Origin of the sequence: Streptomyces sp. YIM 121038, from assembly GCF_006088715.1 — a bacterium.
GTDB lineage: Bacteria > Actinomycetota > Actinomycetes > Streptomycetales > Streptomycetaceae > Streptomyces.
Genome location: NZ_CP030771.1, coordinates 2706959 through 2728634, shown reverse-complemented (window position 1 = coordinate 2728634; position 21676 = coordinate 2706959). Strand labels below are relative to the sequence as shown.

Genomic DNA, 21676 nt, shown 5'->3' with positions numbered 1-21676 from the left:
CCTACTGTCGAAGACATGCGCCGAGCGAAAATCGTTTGCACCCTGGGACCCGCCACCGACACCTACGACCAGATCAAGGCCCTGGTCGAAGCCGGAATGGACGTGGCACGCTTCAACCTCAGCCACGGCAGCTACGCCGACCACGAGGACCGCTACCAGCGCGTGCGCAAGGCCGCCGACGAGACCGGCCGCAGCGTCGGCATCCTCGCCGACCTTCAAGGCCCGAAGATCCGCCTCGGCCGCTTCACCGAAGGCCCCGTACTCCTCGAACGCGGCGACGAGTTCACCATCACCGTCGAACCCGACGTCCCCGGCGACCGCCACATCTGCGGCACCACCTACACCGGCCTCGCCGACGACGTCACCACCGGCGAACGCATCCTCGTCGACGACGGCAAAGTCACCCTCGAAGTCACCGCCGTCGACGGCCCCCGCGTCACCACCACCGTCATCGAAGGCGGCATGGTCTCCGACAACAAGGGCCTCAACCTCCCCGGCGTCGCCGTCTCCGTCCCCGCCCTCTCCGACAAGGACGAAGCCGACCTCCGCTGGGCGCTGCGCACCGGCTTCGACGTCATCGCCCTCTCCTTCGTCCGCAGCGGCCGCGACATCGACGACGTCCACCGCATCATGGACGAGGAGAACCGCCGCCTCCCCGTCATCGCCAAGGTCGAAAAGCCCCAGGCCGTCGACGCCATCGACGACATCGTCGCCGCCTTCGACGGCATCATGGTCGCCCGCGGCGACCTCGGCGTCGAAATGCCCCTGGAACAGGTCCCCATCGTCCAGAAGCGCGCCGTCAAACTCGCCAAGCGCAACGCCAAGCCCGTCATCGTCGCCACCCAGATGCTCGACTCGATGATCGACAACTCCCGGCCCACCCGCGCCGAAGCCAGCGACGTCGCCAACGCCGTCATCGACGGCACCGACGCCGTCATGCTCTCCGGCGAGACCAGCGTCGGCAAATACCCCATCGAGACCGTCCGCACCATGGCCCGCATCGTCGAAGCCGCCGAGGAAGACATCCTCGCCAAGGGCCTCCCGCCCCTCACCGAACGCAACAAGCCCCGCACCCAGGGCGGCGCCGTCGCCCGCGCCGCCGCCGAAATGGGCGACTTCCTCGGCGCCAAGTTCCTCGTCGCCTTCACCCAGTCCGGCGACACCGTCAAGCGCCTCTCCCGCTACCGCTCCCCGATCCCCCTCCTGGCCTTCACCCCCGACCGGGCCACCCGCTCCCAGCTCAACCTCACCTGGGGCGTGGAGACCTTCCTCGGCCCGCACGTCGACTCCACCGACGCGATGGTCGCCCAGGTCGACGAGCACCTCCTCAAGATCGGCCGCTGCCGGCCGGGCGACACGGTCATCATCACGGCGGGCTCCCCGCCCGGAGTCTCCGGCTCCACGAACCTGGTCCGCGTCCACCACATCGGCGAGGCCTCCCGCTGACCCCGGGGCGGGTTCAGTACTTCGGCCCGACGTACGCGTCCATGAGGGCTACGGAGGCCCTGCGGGCGATGGATATGTTGAACGGGTCGCTGCCCCGCGCCAGGCTCGTCCACCCGACTCCGACCTTGTCCAAGGTGTCGGTGAAGAGCTTCCTGATGTCGTCGGACTTGTTGGTGAAGAAGTACCGGGGGTACTCATAGCGCTTCCGCTCGCCCGCGACGACCCGGGTGGTCCAGTTCGTGACCCGACACCCGTCGGAGTGGATGAGCCCCCGGATGAATTCCCAGGGGTACGCGTCGACGATGTCCTGTTGCCAGGATTCGAGAGCGATGGTTCGCTCGTGCTTCTTGCCGGGGCCGTGCTGTGGGAATAGGCACGGAAGGTGAGTCGAGTAAATCTTGATGTCGTGGCAGCCAACCTTGCGGGCTCTGCATGTCGAGCCGTCCGGGAAGACCGCTCTCACTACCCGTTCGCATTCGTCCATGAGACCCGGCCAAGAATCGTCACAGGTGATTCTGAGGCTGGGGGCTCTGTGGTCCGAGTGCTGGGAAATATAGCCGTCTCCCAGGTACCAGCCCAGAAGGTAGGAGTACGCCTTGGTGTCGAGCTTCCGTTTGTCACACCGTGGGCATTCATGGGGTCGCGCGAGCGGCAGCTCGCCTCGCCGGGCCCGGTCTCGGTGGAGCCATACCCCGACGGTGCTTGGCGGGAGACCTAGCTGACGTGCGACGTCAGCATTCCGCACTCCGCCGTGCAGCAGGGCCAATGCCTTCTGCCGCACCTCTGTGCCGTAAAGGTTCATGCGGCTACTCTGTGCGACGGATCGCATTCGTGTGCAGCAAAAAGCGGAGGTTCACGAGAACGTGATCCTCCGCTATTGAGCGTGCCGGGTACGGGATTCGAACCCGTATGTCCTTTCGGACAGATGTGTTTGAGACATCCGCGTAAGCCTATTCCGCCAACCCGGCCAGAGCGCGGCGCGCTCCCGGGAAGCATACCGGTTCACCTCCCGGCGTCGCAGCTAGGTACCCTGACGAGGCAGCGCACCTGCCATGAACGAGGAGCCCCCGTGACCCCGCCCGAGTCGCCCAAGGCCGTAGACGCGTCCGACGACAAGTCGCACGTCCCGCCCCTGACGACCCGCGTCGTCATCGCTGAGGACGAGGCACTGATCCGTCTCGACCTCAAGGAGATGCTGGAGGAGGAGGGCTACACGGTCGTCGGTGAGGCCGGTGACGGTGAGACCGCGATCGAGCTGGCCCGGGAGCACAAGCCGGACCTGGTGATCCTGGACGTGAAGATGCCCGTCCTGGACGGGATCTCCGCGGCGGAGAAGATCGCGGAGGAGTCGATCGCCCCGGTGCTGATGCTGACGGCGTTCTCGCAGCGGGACCTGGTGGAGCGCGCCCGGGACGCGGGGGCGATGGCGTACCTGGTGAAGCCGTTCAGCAAGAGTGACGTCGTACCGGCGATCGAGATGGCGGTGTCGCGGTTCACGGAGCTGAAGACGCTGGAGAAGGAGGTCGCGGACCTCACGCAGCGCCTGGAGACGCGGAAGCTGGTGGACCGGGCGAAGTCGATTCTGCAGACGGAGTACGGCCTGACGGAGCCGGCGGCGTTCCGGTGGATCCAGAAGACGTCGATGGATCGTCGTCTGTCGATGCAGCAGGTGGCGGAGGCGGTCATCGAGGACGCCGAGGAGAAGAAGGCGTCGAAGGGCTGAGCGGCGCGACCGGCCCCCGTCGGCGGGAGGCCGGAGAGAAGACCGCAGCGAGGGCGGTCACCCCACACCGGGGTGACCGCCCTCGCTGCGTACGGCCGGGGCCGGGCCTCGCTGCTCAGGGCCCAGGGGCCAGGCCTAGTCCTCGCCGAGGTAGGCCTTGCGGACGGATTCGTCGTGGAGGAGGTCGCGGCCGGTGCCGGAGAGGGCGATGCGGCCGACTTCCATGACGTGTCCGTGGTCGGCGAGGGAGAGCGCGGCTTGGGCGTTCTGTTCGACGAGCAGGATGGTGGTGCCTTGGGCCTTGAGTTCGCTGATGGTCTGCATGATCTTCTGCATCATGATCGGGGAGAGGCCCATGGAGGGTTCGTCGAGCATGAGCAGTTTGGGGCGTGACATGAGGGCGCGGCCCATGGCGAGCATTTGCTGTTCGCCGCCGGAGAGGGTGCCGGCGGCTTGTTTGCGGCGTTCGCCGAGGATGGGGAAGAGTTCGTAGGCGCGTTGGATGTCTTTGTCGATTCCTTCTTTGTCGTCGCGGAGGTAGGCGCCGAGGAGGAGGTTTTCGACGATGGTGAGGCGGGGGAAGATGTGTCGGCCTTCGGGGGAGTGGGCGAGTCCGAGGGCGACGATTTTGTGTGCGGGGACGCCGTGGAGGGGCTGTCCGTCGAAGTTGATTTTTCCGGCGGAGGGTTTGAGGAGGCCGGAGAGGGTGCGCAGGGTGGTGGTCTTGCCTGCGCCGTTGGTGCCGATGAGGGTGACGACTTGGCCGGCTTCGACGGTGAAGGAGATGCCTTTGACGGCTTCGATCTTGCCGTAGGCGACCCTGAGGTCTTCGACCTCCAGTAGTGCGGTCACTTGGCTGTTCCTTCCGGGCCGGTGGCGCGGGGGGCGCCGTCTTCCTCGTGGTGGGGTGGTTCCGGCGGGGTGTCGCTGAGGGGGGTGGCGGTGGCTTCCTGGTGGGCTTCGGCGGCTTCGACTTCGGCGACTTCGGCGGCGCCGGGTGCGCCTTCGAAGGGGGTGCCGAGGTAGGCGGCGATGACGCGTTCGTCGGCCTGGACGGTTTCGGAGCTGCCTTCGACGAGTTTTTCGCCCTGGACGAGGACGGCGACGCGGTCGCAGAGGTTGAAGATGAACCGCATGTCGTGCTCGATGACGAGGACGGCGATGCCTTGGTCGCGGATGGCGAAGACGAGTTCTTCGGCGGCGCGGGTTTCCTGGGGGTTCATGCCCGCGGTGGGTTCGTCGAGGAGGAGGAGTCCGGGTTCGCTGGCGAGAGCGCGGGCGATCTCCAGTTTCCGCTGTTCGCCGTACGGGAGGTTTCTGGAGAGGTGGTCGGCTTTGTGGGCGAGGCCGACGAATTCCAGGAGCTCCATGGCGCGGGCGTGGGAGGCCGCTTCGGCTCGTTTGAAGCCCGGTCCTCTGAGGAGTGCGCTCCAGAGGCCTTCCTTGGTCCTGGTGTGGCGTCCGACGAGGACGTTTTCCAGGACGGTCATGTTGGCGAAGAGCCGGATGTTCTGGAAGGTGCGGGCGATGCCTGCGTCGGTGACGAGGTGGGGTTTGGAGGGGAGGACGGTGCCTTTGTAGGCGACGGTGCCTTCGGTGGGGACGTAGAGGCCGGTGAGGCAGTTGAAGAAGGTGGTTTTTCCGGCGCCGTTGGGTCCGATGAGGCCGACGATTTCGCCGCTGTTGACGGTGAGGTCGACGGAGCGTACGGCGGTGAGGCCGCCGAAGCGCATGGTGACGCCGGTGGCTTGGAGGACGGTGGTCGTGGTGGTGGTCATGGTGGTCACGCCCCCGCCTTGCTGACGCCGACGGTGCCTTCGGGGAGTTTCTGCTGGTCGGGTACGTCGAGTTGGTCGGTCTCGTGGTATTCGAGCTGGGCGCGCTTGTTGGCGACGAGGCCTTCGGGGCGGAAGCGCATGAGCAGGATGAGGGCGAGGCCGAAGAGGAGGAGTTGGTAGTCCTCGAGGAATTGGAGTTTGGCGGGGATGAGGTAGAGCAGGGCGGCGCCGATGAGGGGTCCGCTGATGGTGCCCATGCCGCCGAGGATGACGGCGGCGAGGAGGAAGGCGGAGTTGGGTGGGACGGTGTTGGCGAAGAGGTATTGCTCGGGGGTGATGCTGTAGGAGACGTGGGCTTGGACGGTGCCGGCGAATCCGGCGAGGGTGGCGCCGAGGGCGAAGGCGATGAGTTTGACGCGGAAGCCGTTGATGCCCATGGCGGTGGCGGCGGTTTCGTCTTCGCGGATGGCGACCCAGGCGCGGCCGATGCGGGATTCGCCGCTGCGGCGGAAGACGAGGACGACGACGGCGGTGAAGAAGAGCATCAGCAGGTAGTAGTTGGCGGGTCTGCTGAGGGTGAAGCCGAGGATGTCGTGTTCGGTGCCGAGGTCCCAGCCGAGGATTTTGAGGTCGGGGATGTTGGGGATGCCTTGGGCGCCGTTGGTGAGGTCGGGGCCCGCGCTTCCGTTGAGGTTGTTCATGGTGATGCGGAAGATCTCGCCGAAGCCGAGGGTGACGATGGCGAGGTAGTCGCCGCGGAGGCGCAGGGTGGGGGCGCCGATGATGACGCCGAAGGCGAGGGAGACGGCGGCGCCGGTGAGGACGGCGGCCCAGAAGGGGAAGTGGACGTCGAAGGTGGAGGCGGGGGAGCCGGAGACGAGGGCGGCGGTGTAGGCGCCGACGCCGAGGAAGGCGACGTAGCCGAGGTCGAGGAGTCCGGCGAGGCCGACGACGACGTTCAGGCCGAGGGCGACGGTGGCGAAGATGAGGATGTTGACGCCGATGAGGGCGTAGCTGGCGTCGCTCTGGGTGAAGGGGAAGAGTGCGGCGGCGATGATGGCGGCGGTGAGGGTGACGTTGCGGTGTTTGGTGGTGAGGGTGTTGAGGCGGGGGATGAGTCCGGCGCGGTGGAGTGCGGTGGCGCCGAATCCGGCGGTGATGAGGAAGCCGATGAAGAGTTCGGTGTAGGCCTCGATGCCGTAGGCGAGGACGTAGAGGCCGATGCCGAAGGCGGCGGCGATGATGAGGATTTCGACGGCGTCGGGGAGGGGTTTGGCGCGTGGGGGTGCGGGCGCTTTGAGGCTGTGGCGCAGGCGGTGCCAGGGGTTGGTGGTGTTGTCGGTGTCGGGGGTGTCGGAGGGCAGGCCGAGGGCGCCGATGGTGGCGATGAGGGCGCCGATGCCGGAGACCCAGGCGCCGGGTTCGAGGTTGACGATGCCGCCGAGGTGGTCGGAGATGGCGCCCATGGTGTAGCCGGTGGAGCCGAGGACGCCGAGGGTGAGGAGGAGGGTGGGGCTGTTGGTGCCGCCGGGGAGGAGCCAGTTGAGTCCGCGGATGCGGTAGGCGGCGAGGGTGAAGAGGAGGGTGAGGGCGGCGCCGGTGAGGGTGATGAGTTGGAGGCCGCCGGGGTAGCCGGTGACGGTGAGGTCGCCGGGGAAGTCGTCGGTCCAGGTCCAGGCGAGGAAGGTGCCGATGAGGGCGGTGGCGGAGCCGATGAGGACGAGGAGGCGGGCGAGGGGTTCGGGGAGGGGGAGGGTGGAGATGGGGGCGCCGGTGTGGGTGGTGGCGAGCTGGGGGGCGTCCGGGGTGCTGGGGGTTTTGGTGGTCATGGGTATCACGCCCGATCCGCGACGCGTTCGCCTAGGAGCCCTTGGGGCCTGAGGAGGAGGACGAGGATGAGGAGGGCGAAGGCCCATACGTCCTTCCAGGCGCCGCCGCCGAACTGTTCCATGCCGGGTACGTCGCCCATGTAGCCGGTGGCGAGGGCTTCGGCGACGCCGAGGACGATGCCGCCGAGCATGGCGCCGTAGATGTTGCCGATGCCGCCGAGTACGGCTGCGGTGAAGGCTTTGAGGCCCATGATGAAGCCCATTTTGAAGCCGACTTGGCCGTTGTGGAGGCCGTATCCGACGGCGGCGATGGCGGCGAACGCGGCGCCGATGGCGAAGGCCATGACGATGATGCGGTCGGTGTTGATGCCCATGAGCTTGGCGGTGTCGGGGTCTTGTGCGGTGGCCTGCATGCCGCGTCCGGAGCGGGTTTTGTTGACGTACCAGCCGAGGATGAGCATGCAGGCGGGGGCGGCGATGATGAGGAAGAAGTCGCCGCGTTGGATGTCGGCGCCGAAGACGTGGACGGGGTCGCCGCTGAACTGTGGGAAGGAACGGTCCTTCTTGGCTTCGGGGTACCACTTCCATACGGCTTGCTGGAGCAGGATGGACAGGCCGATGGCGGTGATGAGGGGGGCGAGTCGTGGTGCTCCGCGCAGGGGGCGGTAGGCGAAGCGTTCGGCTGCGGTGCCGACGGCGACGGAGCAGATGATGCCGCCGATGATCATGATGGGGATCGAGGCGAGCAGCGAGAATCCGTCGGGGAGCCACAGGGAGACGGTGAGGGCGCCGAAGCCGCCGACCATGAAGATCTCGCCGTGGGCGAAGTTGATGAGCTGGACGATTCCGTAGACCATCGTGTAGCCGATCGCGATGAGACCGTACATCGCGCCGAGGATGAGTCCATTGGCCAGCTGTTGCGGCAGTTCGTTCACCGCAGGGCCTCCGTTGGATGGTTCGGATATGGCACCGCGCGGGAGCGCTGGTAGCGCGTCCCGCGCGGTCTTGTGTCAGTGGGTGTGGGCGCTGTTAGGCAGGCGCGCTGGAGTCCGCTGCGGCGGGGTGGCGCCCCGAAGGGGCGCGGGAGCTGCGCGACCGGCCGCGGACGGCCCGCAGGTTTGGCACAGCGTGTCCAGCGGAGAGGTGTTTAGCGGGGCTTGTAGGCCGCGCTGAACTTGGACTCCCACTTGTTGTCCTTGCTGACCTGGTAGGCGGTCATCATGGTGTTCGTGGTGTCGCCGTACTGGTCGAAGGAGACGTCGCCGGTGACGCCTTGGAACTTGACCTTGCTCATCGCTTCGAGGACCTTGACGCGGCCGTCGGAGGGGAGCTTTCCGCCGTTTCCGTCGACGGCGAGCTTTACTGCTTCGATGATGGACCAGGTGGCGTCGTAGGTGCCGCCGCCGTAGGTTTCCATGTTCTCTTTGTAGTTCTTGTTGTATTCCTCGATGAACTTCTTGGCGGAGTCCAGTTCCTCGACGGGCTTGCCGACGGAGGTGCCGAGGTCGCCGATGGCCTTCTTGTTGAGCTTGGGGAACTCTTCGCTCTTCATGCCGTCGCCGCCCATGAGGGGGATCTTGGCGCCGGATTCCTTGAGCTGCTGGCTGAGGGGGGCGGCTGCGGGGTATTCGCCGCCGTAGTAGACGGCTTCGGCGCCCTTGCCCTTGACCTGGGAGACGACGGACTTGAAGTCGCGGTCCTCGGGGTTGACGTGGTCCTGGCCGACGATCTTGCCGCCGAGGTCGGTGAAGGTGTCCTTGAAGGAGGCGGCGAGGCCGGCTCCGTAGGTCTTCTGGTCGTCGAGCAGGTAGACCTTCTTGATCTTCGCCTTCTGGAACAGGTACTGGGCGGCGAACTGGCCCTGGACCTGGTCGGTGGTGGCGGTGCGGAAGAAGGTCTTGAACTGGCGCTTGCGGTCGCCCTTCTTCCAGCCGTCGCCCTGGGTGAGCTCGGTGCCGGTGTTGGCGGGCGAGATCTGGGTGAGGTCGGCGTCGTTGAAGGGCTTCTGCATCGACTGGGAGACGCTGGAGTTCAGCGGGCCGACGACGCCGAGGACGCTCTTGTCGCTGATGAACTTCTGGGCGTTCTGGCCGCCGACGGAGGGCTGGGCCTGGTCGTCGAGGGGCTGGAGCTTGAACTCGACGCCGTCGACGGTGTTCTCCTTGTTGGCCGTCTTGACGGCCAGTTCGGCGGAGTTGCGCATGCCGATGCCGAGGGCGGAGAGGTCGCCGGTGAGGGGCGCGTCGAAGCCGATGACGACGGTCTTCTTGCCTCCGCTGCTGCTGTCGTCGTCCTTGTCCTTGTCGCGCGACCCGCAGGCGGTGAGGGTGAGGGCCCCGGTGGTCAACACCGTGGTGAGGATGAGCGCGGAACGGTTTCGCACGAGTGGTCCTTTCCCCAGGCGCGGCCCTCTGCTGAGGTGCCGTGAAGATCGCCGGGCCGTACTGGTGGTGGTACAGGGCCGTGCAATTCAGTTCGCGCCCGGCGGCGCGGTGACTGGCCGTGACTCTAAGGGCGCATTTGATCCTGGAGGAGTGGTCGGACCTAGGCTGTGACGCTCTTGTTATGACACGGAGTATTCCGCGCTGGAACGCAGGGGGTGGTTGTGGCGGAATCTGCACGCTTCGGCGCATCCGGCGCGCGGCGATGGGCAGGACTGTTTTCCGGTTTTACTCATGACGCCGGTGTTCGGGGGAGTGTGGGGGCCGAGTGCCGCGGAATGATCTCTTACGCGGGCGGCGGCGCCATTCGATCTTGATTTCATGATCGTGTCCGGATTGCGGAGTGTTACGCGGAAGAAAAGGAGGCGGGCATTCCGTGGCATGTTTCCGCATACGCGAATGTGCGCGGTCAGGAGTGTTTTCGCGGAGCACACCTGTTTTTCCGGTGAAGGCCGAAGCCCTCGCAAGGCGTGGCTGAGCCCGCTGCGCCGCGGCCGCCCGCCCCCAGCGGGAGCGGGCGGCCGAGACGATCGATCCCTCCGTGACGGAGAGCCGCGAACGGCGGGGCGGGGCACGGTATTTCAGCCCGCCCGGCGTTTGAGGACGAGGCCGGAGGCCGATGCGGTGACGGACGGGAGAGGAAGGCGCGTACGCCGACCGACGGCGGGGCCGGAGGCCGGTGCAGGGGCGGGCGGGGAGAGAAGACCCCGGCCGGGGTCAGGCCGTGGGCTCGGCCTCGGGGGCGTCACGGAGGAGGCAGGTGAGCCGCGCGCTGCACACCCGCTTCCCGCTCTCCTCGCTGACGACGATCTCGAACGTGGCCGTGGACCGCCCCAGATGCACCGGCGTGGCCACCCCCGTGACGAGCCCGGAGCGCACGCCCCGGTGGTGCGTGCAGTTCAGGTCGACGCCCACGGCGATCTTCCGGCTGCCGCCGTGCAGCATCGCGCCGATGGACCCGAGCGTCTCCGCGAGCACCGCGGACGCGCCGCCGTGCAGCAGCCCGTACGGCTGGGTGTTGCCCTCCACGGGCATCGTGCCGACCACGCGCTCGGCGGAGGCCTCCAGGATCTGTACGCCCATGCGGTTGCCGAGGTTCCCGGCGGAGAACAGGGCGCGCAGGTCGACGCCGAGTCCGGCGTACTCGTCGATGACCTCTTGCGGGAACTTCGTTGGCTGCTGCTCGCCCATGGGGCCGGGCTCCGTTCGTCGTCGACGTCTGAAGGACAGCTACGGCTGAGCGAACGCTCAGTCGGTGATCGATTGTTCCAGGCGTACGACGACGGACTTGCTGGCGGGGGTGTTGCTGGTGTCGGCCGTGGCGTCCAGCGGTACGAGGACGTTGGTCTCCGGGTAGTACGCCGCCGCGCAGCCGCGGGCCGTGGGGTAGTGCACGACGCGGAAGCCGGGCGCGCGCCGCTCCACGCCGTCCTGCCACTCGCTGACGAGGTCCACGTACGCGCCGTCGGCGACGCCGAGCGTCCGGGCGTCGGCGGCGTTGACGAGGACGACGCGGCGGCCGTTCTTGATGCCGCGGTAGCGGTCGTCGAGGCCGTAGATCGTGGTGTTGTACTGGTCGTGGGAGCGCAGCGTCTGGAGCAGCAGACGGCCCTCGGGCAGGGCCGGGTACTCGACGGGCGCGGCGGTGAAGTTGGCCTTGCCGGTGGCGGTGGGGAAGCGGCGCTCGTCGCGCGGGGCGTGCGGCAGGGTGAAGCCGCCGGGGCGGGCCACGCGCGCGTTGAAGTCCTCGAAGCCGGGGATCACGCGCGCGATGCGGTCGCGGACGGCGGCGTAGTCCTTCTCGAACTCCTCCCAGGGCGTGGCCGACGCGGGGCCGAGGGTGCGGCGTGCCAGGCGGCACACGATGGCGGGCTCCGAGAGGAGGTCGGGGCCCGCGGGCTTGAGGCGGCCGCGGGAGGCGTGGACCATGCCCATGGAGTCCTCGACGGTCACGAACTGTTCGCCGCTGCCCTGGAGGTCGCGTTCGGTGCGGCCGAGCGTCGGCAGGATCAGGGCGCGTGCGCCGGTGACGACGTGCGAGCGGTTGAGCTTGGTGGAGACGTGCACGGTCAGGCGGGCGCGCCGCATGGCCGCTTCGGTGACGTCGGTGTCGGGGGACGCGGAGACGAAGTTGCCGCCCATGGCGAAGAACACCTTCGCGTCGCCGTCGCGCAGCGCGCGGATGGCGCGGACGACGTCCAGGCCGTGGTGGCGCGGCGGCGCGAAGCCGAACTCCTTCTCCAGGGCATCCAGGAAGGCGGGCGCGGGGCGTTCGAAGATGCCCATCGTGCGGTCGCCCTGCACGTTGGAGTGGCCGCGGACGGGGCAGACGCCGGCGCCGGGGCGGCCGATGTTGCCGCGCAGGAGCAGGAAGTTGACGACCTCGCGGATGGTGGGCACGGCGTGCTTGTGCTGGGTCAGGCCCATCGCCCAGCACACGACGGTCCGCTCGGAGGCGAGGACCATGCGCAGCGCCCGCTCGATGTCGGCGCGCTCCAGGCCGGTGGCGGCGAGCGTCTCGTCCCAGTCGGCGGCGCGCGCGGCGGCGGCGAAGTCCTCGTAGCCGTGGGTGTGTTCGCGGACGAAGGCCTCGTCGACGGCGCCGTCGGTCTCCAGGACGAGCTTGTTGAGGAGACGGAAGAGGGCCTGGTCGCCGCCGAGGCGGATCTGCAGGAACAGGTCGGTGAGGGCGGTGCCCTTGAGCATGCCCTGGGGGGTCTGGGGGTTCTTGAAGCGTTCCAGGCCCGCTTCGGGCAGCGGGTTCACCGTGATGATCTTCGCGCCGCCCTGCTTGGCCTTCTCCAGGGCGGAGAGCATGCGGGGGTGGTTGGTGCCGGGGTTCTGCCCGGCGACGATGATCAGGTCCGCCTTGTAGAGGTCTTCCAGGAGGACGCTGCCCTTGCCGATGCCGATCGTCTCGGTCAGCGCGGAGCCCGACGACTCGTGGCACATGTTCGAGCAGTCGGGGAGGTTGTTCGTGCCGAGTTCGCGGGCGAACAGCTGGTAGAGGAACGCCGCTTCGTTGCTGGTGCGGCCGGAGGTGTAGAAGACCGCCTCGTCGGGGGAGTCGAGCGCGGTGAGTTCCTCGGCGATGATGTCGAAGGCGCGCTCCCACGACACGGCTTCGTAGCGGTCCGCGCCGTCGGCCAGGTACATGGGGTGGGTGAGGCGGCCCTGCTGGCCCAGCCAGTACCCGCTGCGGGTGGCGAGGCCGGCGACGGGGTGCGCGGCGAAGAAGTCGGGGGTGACGCGGCGCAGGGTGGCTTCCTCGGCGACCGCCTTCGCACCGTTCTCGCAGAATTCGGCCTTGTGGCGGTGGTCCGGCTCGGGCCAGGCGCAGCCGGGGCAGTCGAAGCCGTTCTTCTGGTTGACGCGCAGCAGGGTGAGGGCGGTGCGCCGCACGCCCATCTGCTGCTGTGCGATCCGCAGGGTGTGGCCGATGGCGGGCAGGCCGGCCGCGGCGTGTTGCGCGTCCGCGACCTGCGGGGCGTCCTGGACCGGGTCACCTTGGGGCGGCTTCGTCGCCATGGCCTGCTCCTCTTCGAGCGCATGTGCGTGCGGTGTGGCTCCGATCCTCCCACGGGGCGCCGGTGCCGCCGGTGCGCGGGGGCGACCTGGGGAGGTGTCCCCGGGTCCGGGCGGGCCCGACACCGGGGGCGGCCGGCGGCCGGGGCGGGGCCGAGTGTCAGTGGGGCGTGGCAGGATCGGGGGCGTGGCAGAGAAAGCATCGAAGAAGACCGAGAAGACGACCGCCGGCGATCGGCCGCGCCTGCTCCTGATGGACGGGCACTCCCTGGCCTACCGGGCGTTCTTCGCGCTGCCCGCGGAGAACTTCACGACGGCGACGGGCCAGCCGACGAACGCGATCTACGGCTTCGCGTCGATGCTGGCGAACACCCTGCGTGACGAGGCGCCCACGCACTTCGCGGTCGCGTTCGACGTGTCGCGCAAGACGTGGCGCTCGCAGGAGTTCGCGGAGTACAAGGCGAACCGCTCGAAGACCCCGGACGAGTTCAAGGGTCAGGTCGAGCTGATCGGCGAGCTGCTCGACGCGATGGGCGCGGTGCGCTTCGCGGTGGACGGCTTCGAGGCGGACGACGTCATCGCGACGCTCGCCACGCAGGCCGAGGCGGCGGGCTTCGAGGTCCTCATCGTCACGGGCGACCGGGACTCCTTCCAGCTGATCACCGAGCACGTGACGGTGCTGTATCCGACGAAGGGCGTCTCGGAGCTGACCCGCTTCACCCCGGACAAGGTCCAGGAGAAGTACGGCCTCACCCCGAGCCAGTACCCGGACTTCGCGGCGCTGCGCGGCGACCCCTCGGACAACCTCCCGGGCATCCCCGGCGTCGGCGAGAAGACGGCCGCGAAGTGGATCAACCAGTTCGGTTCCTTCGCGGAGCTCGTGGAGCGCGCCGACGAGGTCAAGGGCAAGGCCGGGCAGAACTTCCGCGACCACCTGGAGGCCGTGCAGCTGAACCGCCGGCTCACGGAGATGGTGCGGGACGTCGAGCTGTCCCGTACGGTCGCCGAGCTGGAGCGCGCTCCGTACGACCGCAAGGCCGTCGCGATGGTCCTGGACACCCTGGAGATCCGCAATCCGTCGCTGCGGGAGCGGCTGCTCGCGGTGGACCCGGGCGCGGAGGAGGCCGAGCAGGCCCCCGTCGCCGAGGGCGTGGCGGTGGACGGGGCGGTGCTCGGCACGGGCGAGGTGGCGCCGTGGCTCGCCGAGCACGGCAGGGCGGTCCTCGGTCTGGCGACGGTCGACTCCTGGTCGCTCGGTACGGGTTCGGTCACCGAGGTCGCGCTGGCCGCGGCCGCGGGGGCTGCCGCCTGGTTCGACCCGGCGCAGCTGGACGAGGCCGACGAGAAGGCATTCGCGTCCTGGCTGGCCGACGCCGACAAGCCGAAGGTGCTGAACAACGCGAAGGGGGTGATGCGCGTCTTCGCCGAGCACGGCTGGACCGTCGAGGGCGTCACCATGGACACCGCGCTCGCCGCGTATCTGGTGAAGCCGGGCCGCCGCTCCTTCGACCTGGAGGCGCTCGCGCTGGAGTACCTGGGCCGTGAGCTGGCGCCCGCCGCGGAGTCCGACGGGCAGCTTGCCTTCGGTACGGAGGACGACGAGCAGGCCGGTGCCGAGGCCCTGATGGTGCAGGCCCGCACGATCCTGGACCTGGGCACGGCGTTCGGCGAGAAGCTGCCGGAGGTCGGTGCGGCCGGGCTGCTCACCGATGTGGAGCTGCCGACGTCCGCGCTCCTGGCCCGCCTGGAGCGGCACGGCATCGCGGCGGACCGCGCGCATCTGGAGTCCATGGAGCAGCAGTTCGCGGGCGCCGTGCAGCAGGCGGTGAAGGAGGCGCACGCGGCGGCGGGCCACGAGTTCAACCTGGGCTCGCCCAAGCAGCTCCAGGAGGTCCTCTTCGGCGAGCTGGGCCTGCCCAAGACGAAGAAGACGAAGACCGGGTACACCACGGACGCCGACGCGCTCGCCTGGCTCGCCGCCCAGACGGACAACGAGCTGCCGGTGATCATGCTCCGCCACCGCGAGCAGGCGAAGCTGCGCGTCACCGTCGAGGGCCTGGTCAAGACGATCGCCGCGGACGGCCGCATCCACACGACGTACAACCAGACGGTGGCCGCCACCGGCCGTCTTTCGTCGACGGAGCCCAATCTGCAGAACATCCCGGTGCGCACGGACGAGGGCCGGGCGATCCGCCGCGGCTTCGTCGTCGGCGAGGGCTTCGAGTCCCTGATGACGGCGGACTACAGCCAGATCGAGCTGCGCGTGATGGCGCACCTGTCGGAGGACGAGGGCCTCATCGAGGCGTTCACGTCCGGCGAGGACCTGCACACGACGGTCGCCTCGCAGGTGTTCGGCGTGGCGGGCGCGGACGTGGACGCGGAGATGCGCCGCAAGATCAAGGCGATGTCGTACGGCCTGGCGTACGGCCTGTCGGCGTTCGGCCTCTCCCAGCAGCTGAACATCGAGGCGGCGGAGGCCCGCGCCCTGATGGACACGTACTTCGAGCGGTTCGGCGGGGTGCGCGACTATCTGCGCCGGGTCGTCGACGACGCCCGCGCCACGGGGTACACGGAGACGATGCTGGGCCGCCGCCGCTATCTGCCGGACCTCAACAGCGACAACCGCCAGCGCCGCGAGATGGCCGAGCGGATGGCGTTGAACGCGCCGATCCAGGGCACCGCGGCGGACATCGTCAAGGTCGCGATGCTGAACGTGGACCGGGCGCTGACCCAGGCGGAGCTGACCTCGCGGATGCTGCTCCAGGTCCATGACGAAATCGTCCTGGAGATCGCCCCGGGCGAGCGGGAGGCCGTCGAGGAGCTCGTGCGCCGCGAGATGGCCGGTGCGGTGTCGCTGCGCGCGCCGCTCGACGTGTCGGTGGGCGTGGGCCCCGACTGGGAGTCGGCCGCGCACTAGCCTCCGGGCCGGGGGGCCGAGATGCCCGGCCCCCCGGCGCCGCGAAGGGGCGCGGGGAACTGCGCGACCAGCCACAGCCGACCTGCTGACGCCCGACAGAGGTGAACGGTGCACGGCGGGCAGGCAAACCGGCACAGGGCTGTGACTGGCCAATCAGACAAAAACGGACGCGAACAGGTGTCTCGGCTCCGAGAGTTGTCGTAGTGTCGCCTGAGCCGTCCCCTGAGGGCACGCACGCGGGCGACGGGACGGCACGGGCACGTCGTCAAGGGGAGGGATTCACGGACATGGCGCCGGTATTCGGCAAGCGGCTGCGCAAGGCGACGGTGACCACCGCGGTCGCCGCCGCGGCGGTGGCGGCCCTGGCCGCCTCGCAGGCCCCGGGCGTGGCGACGACGGACCAGCCGCGTGACGAATGGGCCGCCGACTCCGCGCCGCCGCCGGACGGCGACTCCGCGACCGGTAACTCGCCGTACTACACGGACCTGCCGCCCCTCGAAAGCCCGGTGCCGCCCAGCGGCAAGCCCGGCGGCGGCGCCAAGGGCGACGCGGAGGCCGGCCTGCCCGCCACGGTCCTTGACGCGTACAAGAAGGCCGAGTCGGCCGTGCGCACGGCGAAGCCCGGCTGCAACCTCCCCTGGCAGCTGCTCGCCGCGATCGGCAAGGTCGAGTCGGGCCAGGCCCGCGGCGGCCGCGTCGACGGCGACGGCACGACCCTCACGCCGATCCTCGGCCCGGTCCTCGACGGCAACGGCTTCGCGAAGATCACGGACACCGACGGCGGCGCCTTCGACGGCGACACCACGCACGACCGTGCCGTCGGCCCCATGCAGTTCATCCCCTCGACCTGGGCGTCCTCCGGCAAGGACGGCAACGGCGACGGCAAGAAGGACCCGAACAACATCTACGACGCCGCGCTCGCCGCCGCGCACTACCTGTGCGGGAACGACCGCGACCTCGCCGTCAAGGACGACCTGCACGCCGCGATCCTCAGCTACAACCGGTCCACGGAGTATCTGAACACGGTCCTGTCGTGGCTGGAGTACTACCGCAAGGGCACCCACGAGATCCCCGACGGCACCGGTCAGCTGCCGGGCGACCGCAGCGACAACGACCAGCCGCGGCGGCCCGGCCCGACCACGCCGTCCTCCCCGCGCCCCGGCACCACCCCGGTGGAGCGCGAGGGCACGTACACCCCGCCGCCCAGCGGCGGCAAGCCGGGCGACGGCGGCGACGGCTCGCACAAGCCGCGGCCGCCCAAGCCCAGGCCCAAGCCGCCGTCCCCGCAGGAGCAGGTCTACGAGCTGAAGAACCTCGGCCCGGCCGAGCTCACCGCGACGGCGGGCGACGCCTTCGCCGAGCGCGTGCGGGTGTACGCCCAGACCGGCTCGGGCCGCGGGGTGCCCAAGGTGAAGATCCGGTTCACGATCAGCGGCAAGACGGACACGCGCTTCGAGGGCGGCGACCGCAGCGTCACCGTCGCCACGGACTCCCGGGGCGACGCCGTCTCGCCGAAGCTGCGGGCGGGCGAGACGACGGGCGGCTTCACCGTCCGCGCGCTGGTGGTGGGCCGCACCATCGACCCGGTCAAGGTGTCCGGCACCGTCACCGCCCGCAAGGCCGACAAGGTCGTGCGCACCAGCGACAAGCCGCTGACGTGCGTGGCGGGGCAGGCCTTCGCCGAGCGGGTCGAGGTCAAGGCGACGTACAAGAACAAGCCCGCGGCCGGTGTCGCCGCCACCGCCACGTTGATCAAGTCCAAGGAGAGCCCGGTCGTCGCCGACAAGGGCCCCTACTTCAAGGACGCCGACGGCAAGCCGGTCCGCACCCTCAAGGGCCTCACCACGGACGCCGACGGCAAGCTGCTGCTGCCGAAGATGTACGCCGACGAAGCGGCGGGCACGTATCTGCTGCGCATCGTCACCCAGGGTGGCGGCACGCTCCTCGTCGAGCTGGAGGTGACGGCACCCGTCACCGAGGAGCCGGAGGAGCCGGGCGAGCCGTCGTCGACCCCGTCGGGGACCGCGTCGCCGTCCGCGTCCACGTCGGCATCGGCGTCGCCGAGCACCTGACAGGCCCGCCCGGCACCCGCACCACCGAGACCGCCCCCGCACCCCGTACGGCGCGGGGGCGGTCCGCGTTCACCGCGGCCCGGCTCCGCGCGACCTGTTCTCATCTCGTCCGGGCGTTGCTACGGTGCCCCCGATCTGACGAATAGTCAGTTACGGACGGGCGGTCAGTCGCGTCCGGCCCCGAGCCCGCCCGGGAGGCCCCCATGCGTGCCCTCATCGCCGCCGCCACCGGTCTGGCCGTCGCCTTCGCCCTGGTCCTGACCGTCACGGCCATCGGCGCCCCGTCCGGCGAGACCTCGCCGAAACCGCTGCTCACCACCGTCCCCGAGCACCCCTAGGGAGGGCCGCGATGCGCCGCAAGGCCGGTCTGGTCCTGCTCGCCCTCGCCGTGTTCTTCGCGACCACGGCCCCACTGCTGCGCTGGTACGCCTTCCCGCGCCTGGTCAAGATCCCGCCCGGCCGGTACGAGACGATGGTCCTGGAGGCGAAGCCCGCGACCCTCATCGACTACGGCACGATGAAGGCCAAGAAGGTCCCCGAGGTCACCATCGTGCAGACCCTCAAGGGGAACGTGGAGGCCTCCGAGAAGATCGAGGAGAGCGCCGACCGCGACGTCGTGGTCTGGGACGCGCTGTCGTACGTCCAGGGACCCGACGGCAAGATGGTCTCCAAGATCCCCGAGCGGTACATCTTCGACGCCCACAGCCAGGAACCCGTCCACGCCACCGGCGAGATGGTCGACGGCGACCGGGTGCGGCGCGAGGGCATCGAGTTCAAATGGCCCTTCCTGACCAAGAAGCGGGACTACGAGTACTTCGACGCGCAGGCCCGCGTCACCAAGCCCATCCACTACGGGGGCACCCGCACCTTCCGGGGCGTCGAGGTCTACTACTTCGAGCAGACCATCCCCTGGACCAAGGTCCCCATGCCCAAGGCGCTCCCGGTCAAGGGCCTCACGGCCGAGGCCATCGCCAAGACGGGCACGACGCGCTGGTACACCACGGTCCGCAAGTTCTGGGTCGAGCCGACCACCGGGGCGCCCGTGTACGGCGAGGAGATCCACAAGGAGGAGCTGCGCGGCGGCACCCTGCTCGGCGACCGCGACAAGGTCACCGCGTTCTCCGGGCACGTGAAGATGCGCGAGGACTACATCCGCCACACCGTGGACCTGGTCAAGTCCCAGCGCGTCCTCGTCCTGCTCATGACCTCGTACCTGCCGTGGGGCTTCCTGGGCCTCGGCGTGCTCCTGCTGGCCCTCGCCCTGTGGCTGGAGGCGCGCGGCCGCACGCCCGGCGACCCGGAGCCGACGGGGGAGCCGGAACCCAGGCCGCAGCCGGTGAACGCCTGACCGTCAGGCCCGTTCGGCGCGCTCCTGGCGGGCCTTGGTGTACCGCGTGGGCGTGGCCCGCGCCGGGTCCTCGGGCCACGGGTGCTTCGGATAGCGGCCGCGCAGCTCCGCCCGCACCGAGCGGTAGCCGTCCCGCCAGAACGAGGCCAGGTCCGCGGTGACCGCCGCCGGGCGCCCCGCGGGCGACAGGAGGTGCACGAGGAGCGGCACCCCGGCCACCCGGGGCGTGTCGTCGAGCCCGAACAGCTCCTGGAGCTTCACCGCCAGCACCGGCTGCTCCGGATCCGTGTAGTCCACCCGGATCCGGGAGCCGCTCGGCACCTCCACGCGCTCCGGCGCCAGCTCGTCCAGGCGCACCGCCTCGCCGCCCGCCCACGGAAGGAGCCGCGTCAGTGCCTGCCCGGCCTCGATCCGGGCCAGGTCCGCGCGGCGCCGGGCCCGGCCGAGCTCCGGTTCGAGCCAGGCGTCGGGCGCGGCGAGCAGCGCCGCGTCGGACACGTCGGGCCAGGGCTCGCCCAGGTGCAGCCGCAGGAACCGCAGCCGGTCCCGCAGCGCGGCGGCGTCCTTGCTCCAGCGCAGCAGCGCCACGCCCTCCCGCCGCAGGCCCTCCAGCAGCGCCTCGCGCACGCGCCGGGGGTCGGGGTCCCGCAGCGGCCGCGCCGCGAGCTCCACCGCGCCGAGCCGCGCCACGTGCCGGGCGACCACGTCCCCCGCCGCCCAGGCGACCTCGTCGCCCTCCCCGTACAGGGAGGAGGCGGCGGCCCGTGCGACGTCCTCGTCGACGACCGCGCCGAGCCGTACGCGCGCGTGCCCGGCGCCGACGGGCCGGTCGGCCACCGCCACGGCCACCCAGGGCGCCCCGCCGAGCCCGGACCCGGGGCCCGCCTCGGCCCGGGTGCCGCCCGCCATCAGATACGTCCCGTCCGCCGCGCGCCGGGCGACGCGCTCGGGGAAGGCGAGGGCGGCCACGAGCCCGACGACGGCGTCGTCGCGCGAGCCGGGCGCGCGCGGCGCCGCGTCGGGGGCGGGCGCGGGGGAGCCGTCCGTGGCGGCGCCCACGGCCGCCGTGAGCCGGGACACCTCCGCGCGCCACCGCCCCGCGTATCCGTCGCCCCCGCGCCGGGCGCCGCGCAGGGCCGCCGCGAGGTCGTCGCCGTACTCCCGCGGAGGCTCCTCGCTCAGCAGCGCCACCGCCTCCGCGGCCCGGCGGGCGCCCACCCGCGGCGCGGCGTCCAGGAGGGCGCGCGCCAGCCGGGGGTGCACCCCCATCCGGGAAAGGCGCAGGCCCCGCTCCGTGGCCCGGCCCGTTTCCGCGTCGACCGCCCCGACGGCGGTCAGGACCTCGCGGGCGGCCGCCATGGCGCCTCGGGGCGGCGGGTCGAGCAGGGCGAGCCCGCTCGCGCCGGGGTCGCCCCAGCACGCCGCCTGGAGGGCGAACGCCGTCAGGTCCGCGACCTTGATCTCGGGGGCGGGGAAGCGCGGCAGGCGACCGTCCTCCGCCGGGGTCCAGCAGCGGTACACCGCGCCCGGCGCCTCGCGCCCGGCACGCCCCGCCCGCTGGCGCCCCGCGGCCTGCGAGGCCCGTACCGTCGTCAGGGCGCTGAGGCCGCGCGCATGGTCCACGCGCGGCTCCCGGGCCAGGCCCGAGTCGACCACCACCCGCACCCCCGGCACCGTCAGGGACGACTCGGCCACCGACGTCGCGAGCACCACGCGCCGCCGCTCGCCCCCGGCGAGCACCGCGTCCTGCACCTCGGCCGGGGCGCGCCCGTGCACCTGGAGGACCTCCACGTCGGGCAGGCCGGCCAGCTGCCCGGTGACGCGGCCGATCTCGCCGACCCCCGGCAGGAAGCACAGCACGTCGCCCGCGCGCTCCCGCAGCGCCCGCCGCACCACCGCGGCGACGTGGGAGAGCAGCGCGGGGTCCACGCGCAGGCCGTGCGGCGGCCGCACCGGGGCGGCCGGGGGCGCCCACACGACCTCCACGGGGTGGGCGACGCCCGCCGCCTCCACCACCGGTGCGCCCCCGAGGACGCGCGCCCAGCCGTCCGCGTCCGTCGTCGCGGACGCCGCCACCAGCTTCAGCTCCGGGCGCAGCGCCTCGCGCACGTCGATCAGGAAGGCCGCCGCGGTGTCCGCGTCCAGGTGCCGCTCGTGGCACTCGTCCAGGACGACGACGTCCACGCCCGCCAGCTCCTGGTCGCGTTGCAGCCGCTGGAGCAGGACGCCGGTCGTGACGACCTCCACGCGCGTGTGGGGGCCGACCACGCGCTCGCCGCGCACCGTGTAGCCGACGGTCCGGCCGACCTTCTCGCCGAGGAGCCACGCCATGCGGCGGGCGGCGGCGCGCGCCGCGATACGCCGGGGCTCGGCGACGACCACGCGCCGCACCGGTCCCTCACTCTCCGTGAGGCCCGCGAGGGCCAGCGGCACCAGGGTGGTCTTGCCCGTGCCGGGCGGCGCGCACAGCACGGCGGCTCCGGGCCCGTCGAGGGCGGCGCGCAGCGCGGGCAGCGCCTCGCGCACGGGCAGGTTCAGGGCGGCGTCACGGATCACGCCCCCAGTGTCGTACGGACCCGGCGGACGGCCGCCGGGCC

15 protein-coding genes and 1 tRNA gene are annotated in these 21676 nt (G+C 70.6%); 6 read left to right on the top strand and 10 right to left on the bottom strand.

Annotated features, from left to right (window positions below; all coding sequences use genetic code 11):
- Nucleotides 1-15 precede the first annotated feature (15 nt).
- A complete protein-coding gene (pyk, locus tag C9F11_RS11360; protein ID WP_138959155.1) occupies nucleotides 16-1446 on the top strand; it encodes a pyruvate kinase in 1431 nt (476 codons plus the stop codon).
- Nucleotides 1447-1459: 13 nt separating this feature from the next.
- Here the strand turns inward: pyk and C9F11_RS11355 are convergent, their stop codons facing one another.
- The gene (locus C9F11_RS11355; RefSeq protein ID WP_138959154.1) at nucleotides 1460-2248 is read right to left on the bottom strand and encodes a helix-turn-helix domain-containing protein; all 789 of its coding nucleotides are present in this window, start codon (nucleotides 2246-2248) and stop codon (nucleotides 1460-1462) included.
- Nucleotides 2249-2330: 82 nt separating this feature from the next.
- Nucleotides 2331-2414: transfer RNA gene (locus tag C9F11_RS11350), tRNA-Leu, on the bottom strand.
- A gap of 101 nt (nucleotides 2415-2515) precedes the next feature.
- Here C9F11_RS11350 and C9F11_RS11345 point away from each other — a divergent pair.
- Nucleotides 2516-3169, top strand: a complete 654-nt coding sequence (locus C9F11_RS11345) for a response regulator (RefSeq protein ID WP_138959153.1) — start codon at nucleotides 2516-2518, stop codon at nucleotides 3167-3169.
- Nucleotides 3170-3304: 135 nt separating this feature from the next.
- On the opposite strand, the gene C9F11_RS11340 is transcribed toward C9F11_RS11345, so the two are convergent.
- From C9F11_RS11340 to C9F11_RS11310, 7 genes are all read right to left on the bottom strand, one after another.
- Nucleotides 3305-4021 carry an ABC transporter ATP-binding protein gene (locus tag C9F11_RS11340; RefSeq protein ID WP_138959152.1) on the bottom strand — a complete coding sequence of 239 codons (717 nt, stop codon included), beginning with the start codon at nucleotides 4019-4021 and terminating at the stop codon, nucleotides 3305-3307.
- Nucleotides 4018-4947, bottom strand: coding sequence for an ABC transporter ATP-binding protein (locus C9F11_RS11335; RefSeq protein WP_249402162.1), 930 nt, complete (start codon nucleotides 4945-4947; stop codon nucleotides 4018-4020). The genes C9F11_RS11340 and C9F11_RS11335 overlap by 4 nt, the downstream gene beginning before the upstream one ends.
- Before the next feature lie 5 nt (nucleotides 4948-4952).
- Entirely contained in the window at nucleotides 4953-6776 is a 1824-nt protein-coding gene (locus C9F11_RS11330; RefSeq protein WP_249401688.1) for a branched-chain amino acid ABC transporter permease, read from the bottom strand.
- A 5-nt stretch (nucleotides 6777-6781) separates the two neighbouring features.
- Entirely contained in the window at nucleotides 6782-7711 is a 930-nt protein-coding gene (locus C9F11_RS11325) for a branched-chain amino acid ABC transporter permease (protein WP_138959150.1), read from the bottom strand.
- Nucleotides 7712-7923: 212 nt separating this feature from the next.
- Nucleotides 7924-9159, bottom strand: coding sequence for a branched-chain amino acid ABC transporter substrate-binding protein (locus C9F11_RS11320; RefSeq protein ID WP_138959149.1), 1236 nt, complete (start codon nucleotides 9157-9159; stop codon nucleotides 7924-7926).
- 775 nt (nucleotides 9160-9934) lie between these two features.
- Nucleotides 9935-10408 carry a hotdog fold thioesterase gene (locus C9F11_RS11315; protein ID WP_138959148.1) on the bottom strand — a complete coding sequence of 158 codons (474 nt, stop codon included), beginning with the start codon at nucleotides 10406-10408 and terminating at the stop codon, nucleotides 9935-9937.
- A 57-nt stretch (nucleotides 10409-10465) separates the two neighbouring features.
- Nucleotides 10466-12745, bottom strand: coding sequence for an FdhF/YdeP family oxidoreductase (locus tag C9F11_RS11310; RefSeq protein ID WP_138959147.1), 2280 nt, complete (start codon nucleotides 12743-12745; stop codon nucleotides 10466-10468).
- A gap of 184 nt (nucleotides 12746-12929) precedes the next feature.
- Here C9F11_RS11310 and polA point away from each other — a divergent pair, with 184 nt between their 5' ends.
- The 4 genes from polA to C9F11_RS11290 all read left to right on the top strand — a co-directional run bounded on the left by polA (nucleotide 12930) and on the right by C9F11_RS11290 (nucleotide 19079).
- On the top strand, nucleotides 12930-15659 hold the full coding sequence (gene polA / locus C9F11_RS11305) for a DNA polymerase I (RefSeq protein ID WP_138959146.1): 2730 nt from the start codon (nucleotides 12930-12932) through the stop codon (nucleotides 15657-15659).
- A 287-nt stretch (nucleotides 15660-15946) separates the two neighbouring features.
- Nucleotides 15947-17731, top strand: coding sequence for a lytic murein transglycosylase (locus tag C9F11_RS11300; protein WP_138959145.1), 1785 nt, complete (start codon nucleotides 15947-15949; stop codon nucleotides 17729-17731).
- A 203-nt stretch (nucleotides 17732-17934) separates the two neighbouring features.
- A complete protein-coding gene (locus C9F11_RS11295; protein ID WP_138959144.1) occupies nucleotides 17935-18069 on the top strand; it encodes an SPW_0924 family protein in 135 nt (44 codons plus the stop codon).
- A gap of 11 nt (nucleotides 18070-18080) precedes the next feature.
- The gene (locus C9F11_RS11290) at nucleotides 18081-19079 is read left to right on the top strand and encodes a DUF3068 domain-containing protein (RefSeq protein ID WP_138959143.1); all 999 of its coding nucleotides are present in this window, start codon (nucleotides 18081-18083) and stop codon (nucleotides 19077-19079) included.
- Nucleotides 19080-19082: 3 nt separating this feature from the next.
- Here the strand turns inward: C9F11_RS11290 and hrpB are convergent, their stop codons facing one another.
- A complete protein-coding gene (gene hrpB / locus C9F11_RS11285; RefSeq protein ID WP_138959142.1) occupies nucleotides 19083-21635 on the bottom strand; it encodes an ATP-dependent helicase HrpB in 2553 nt (850 codons plus the stop codon).
- Nucleotides 21636-21676 lie beyond the last annotated feature (41 nt).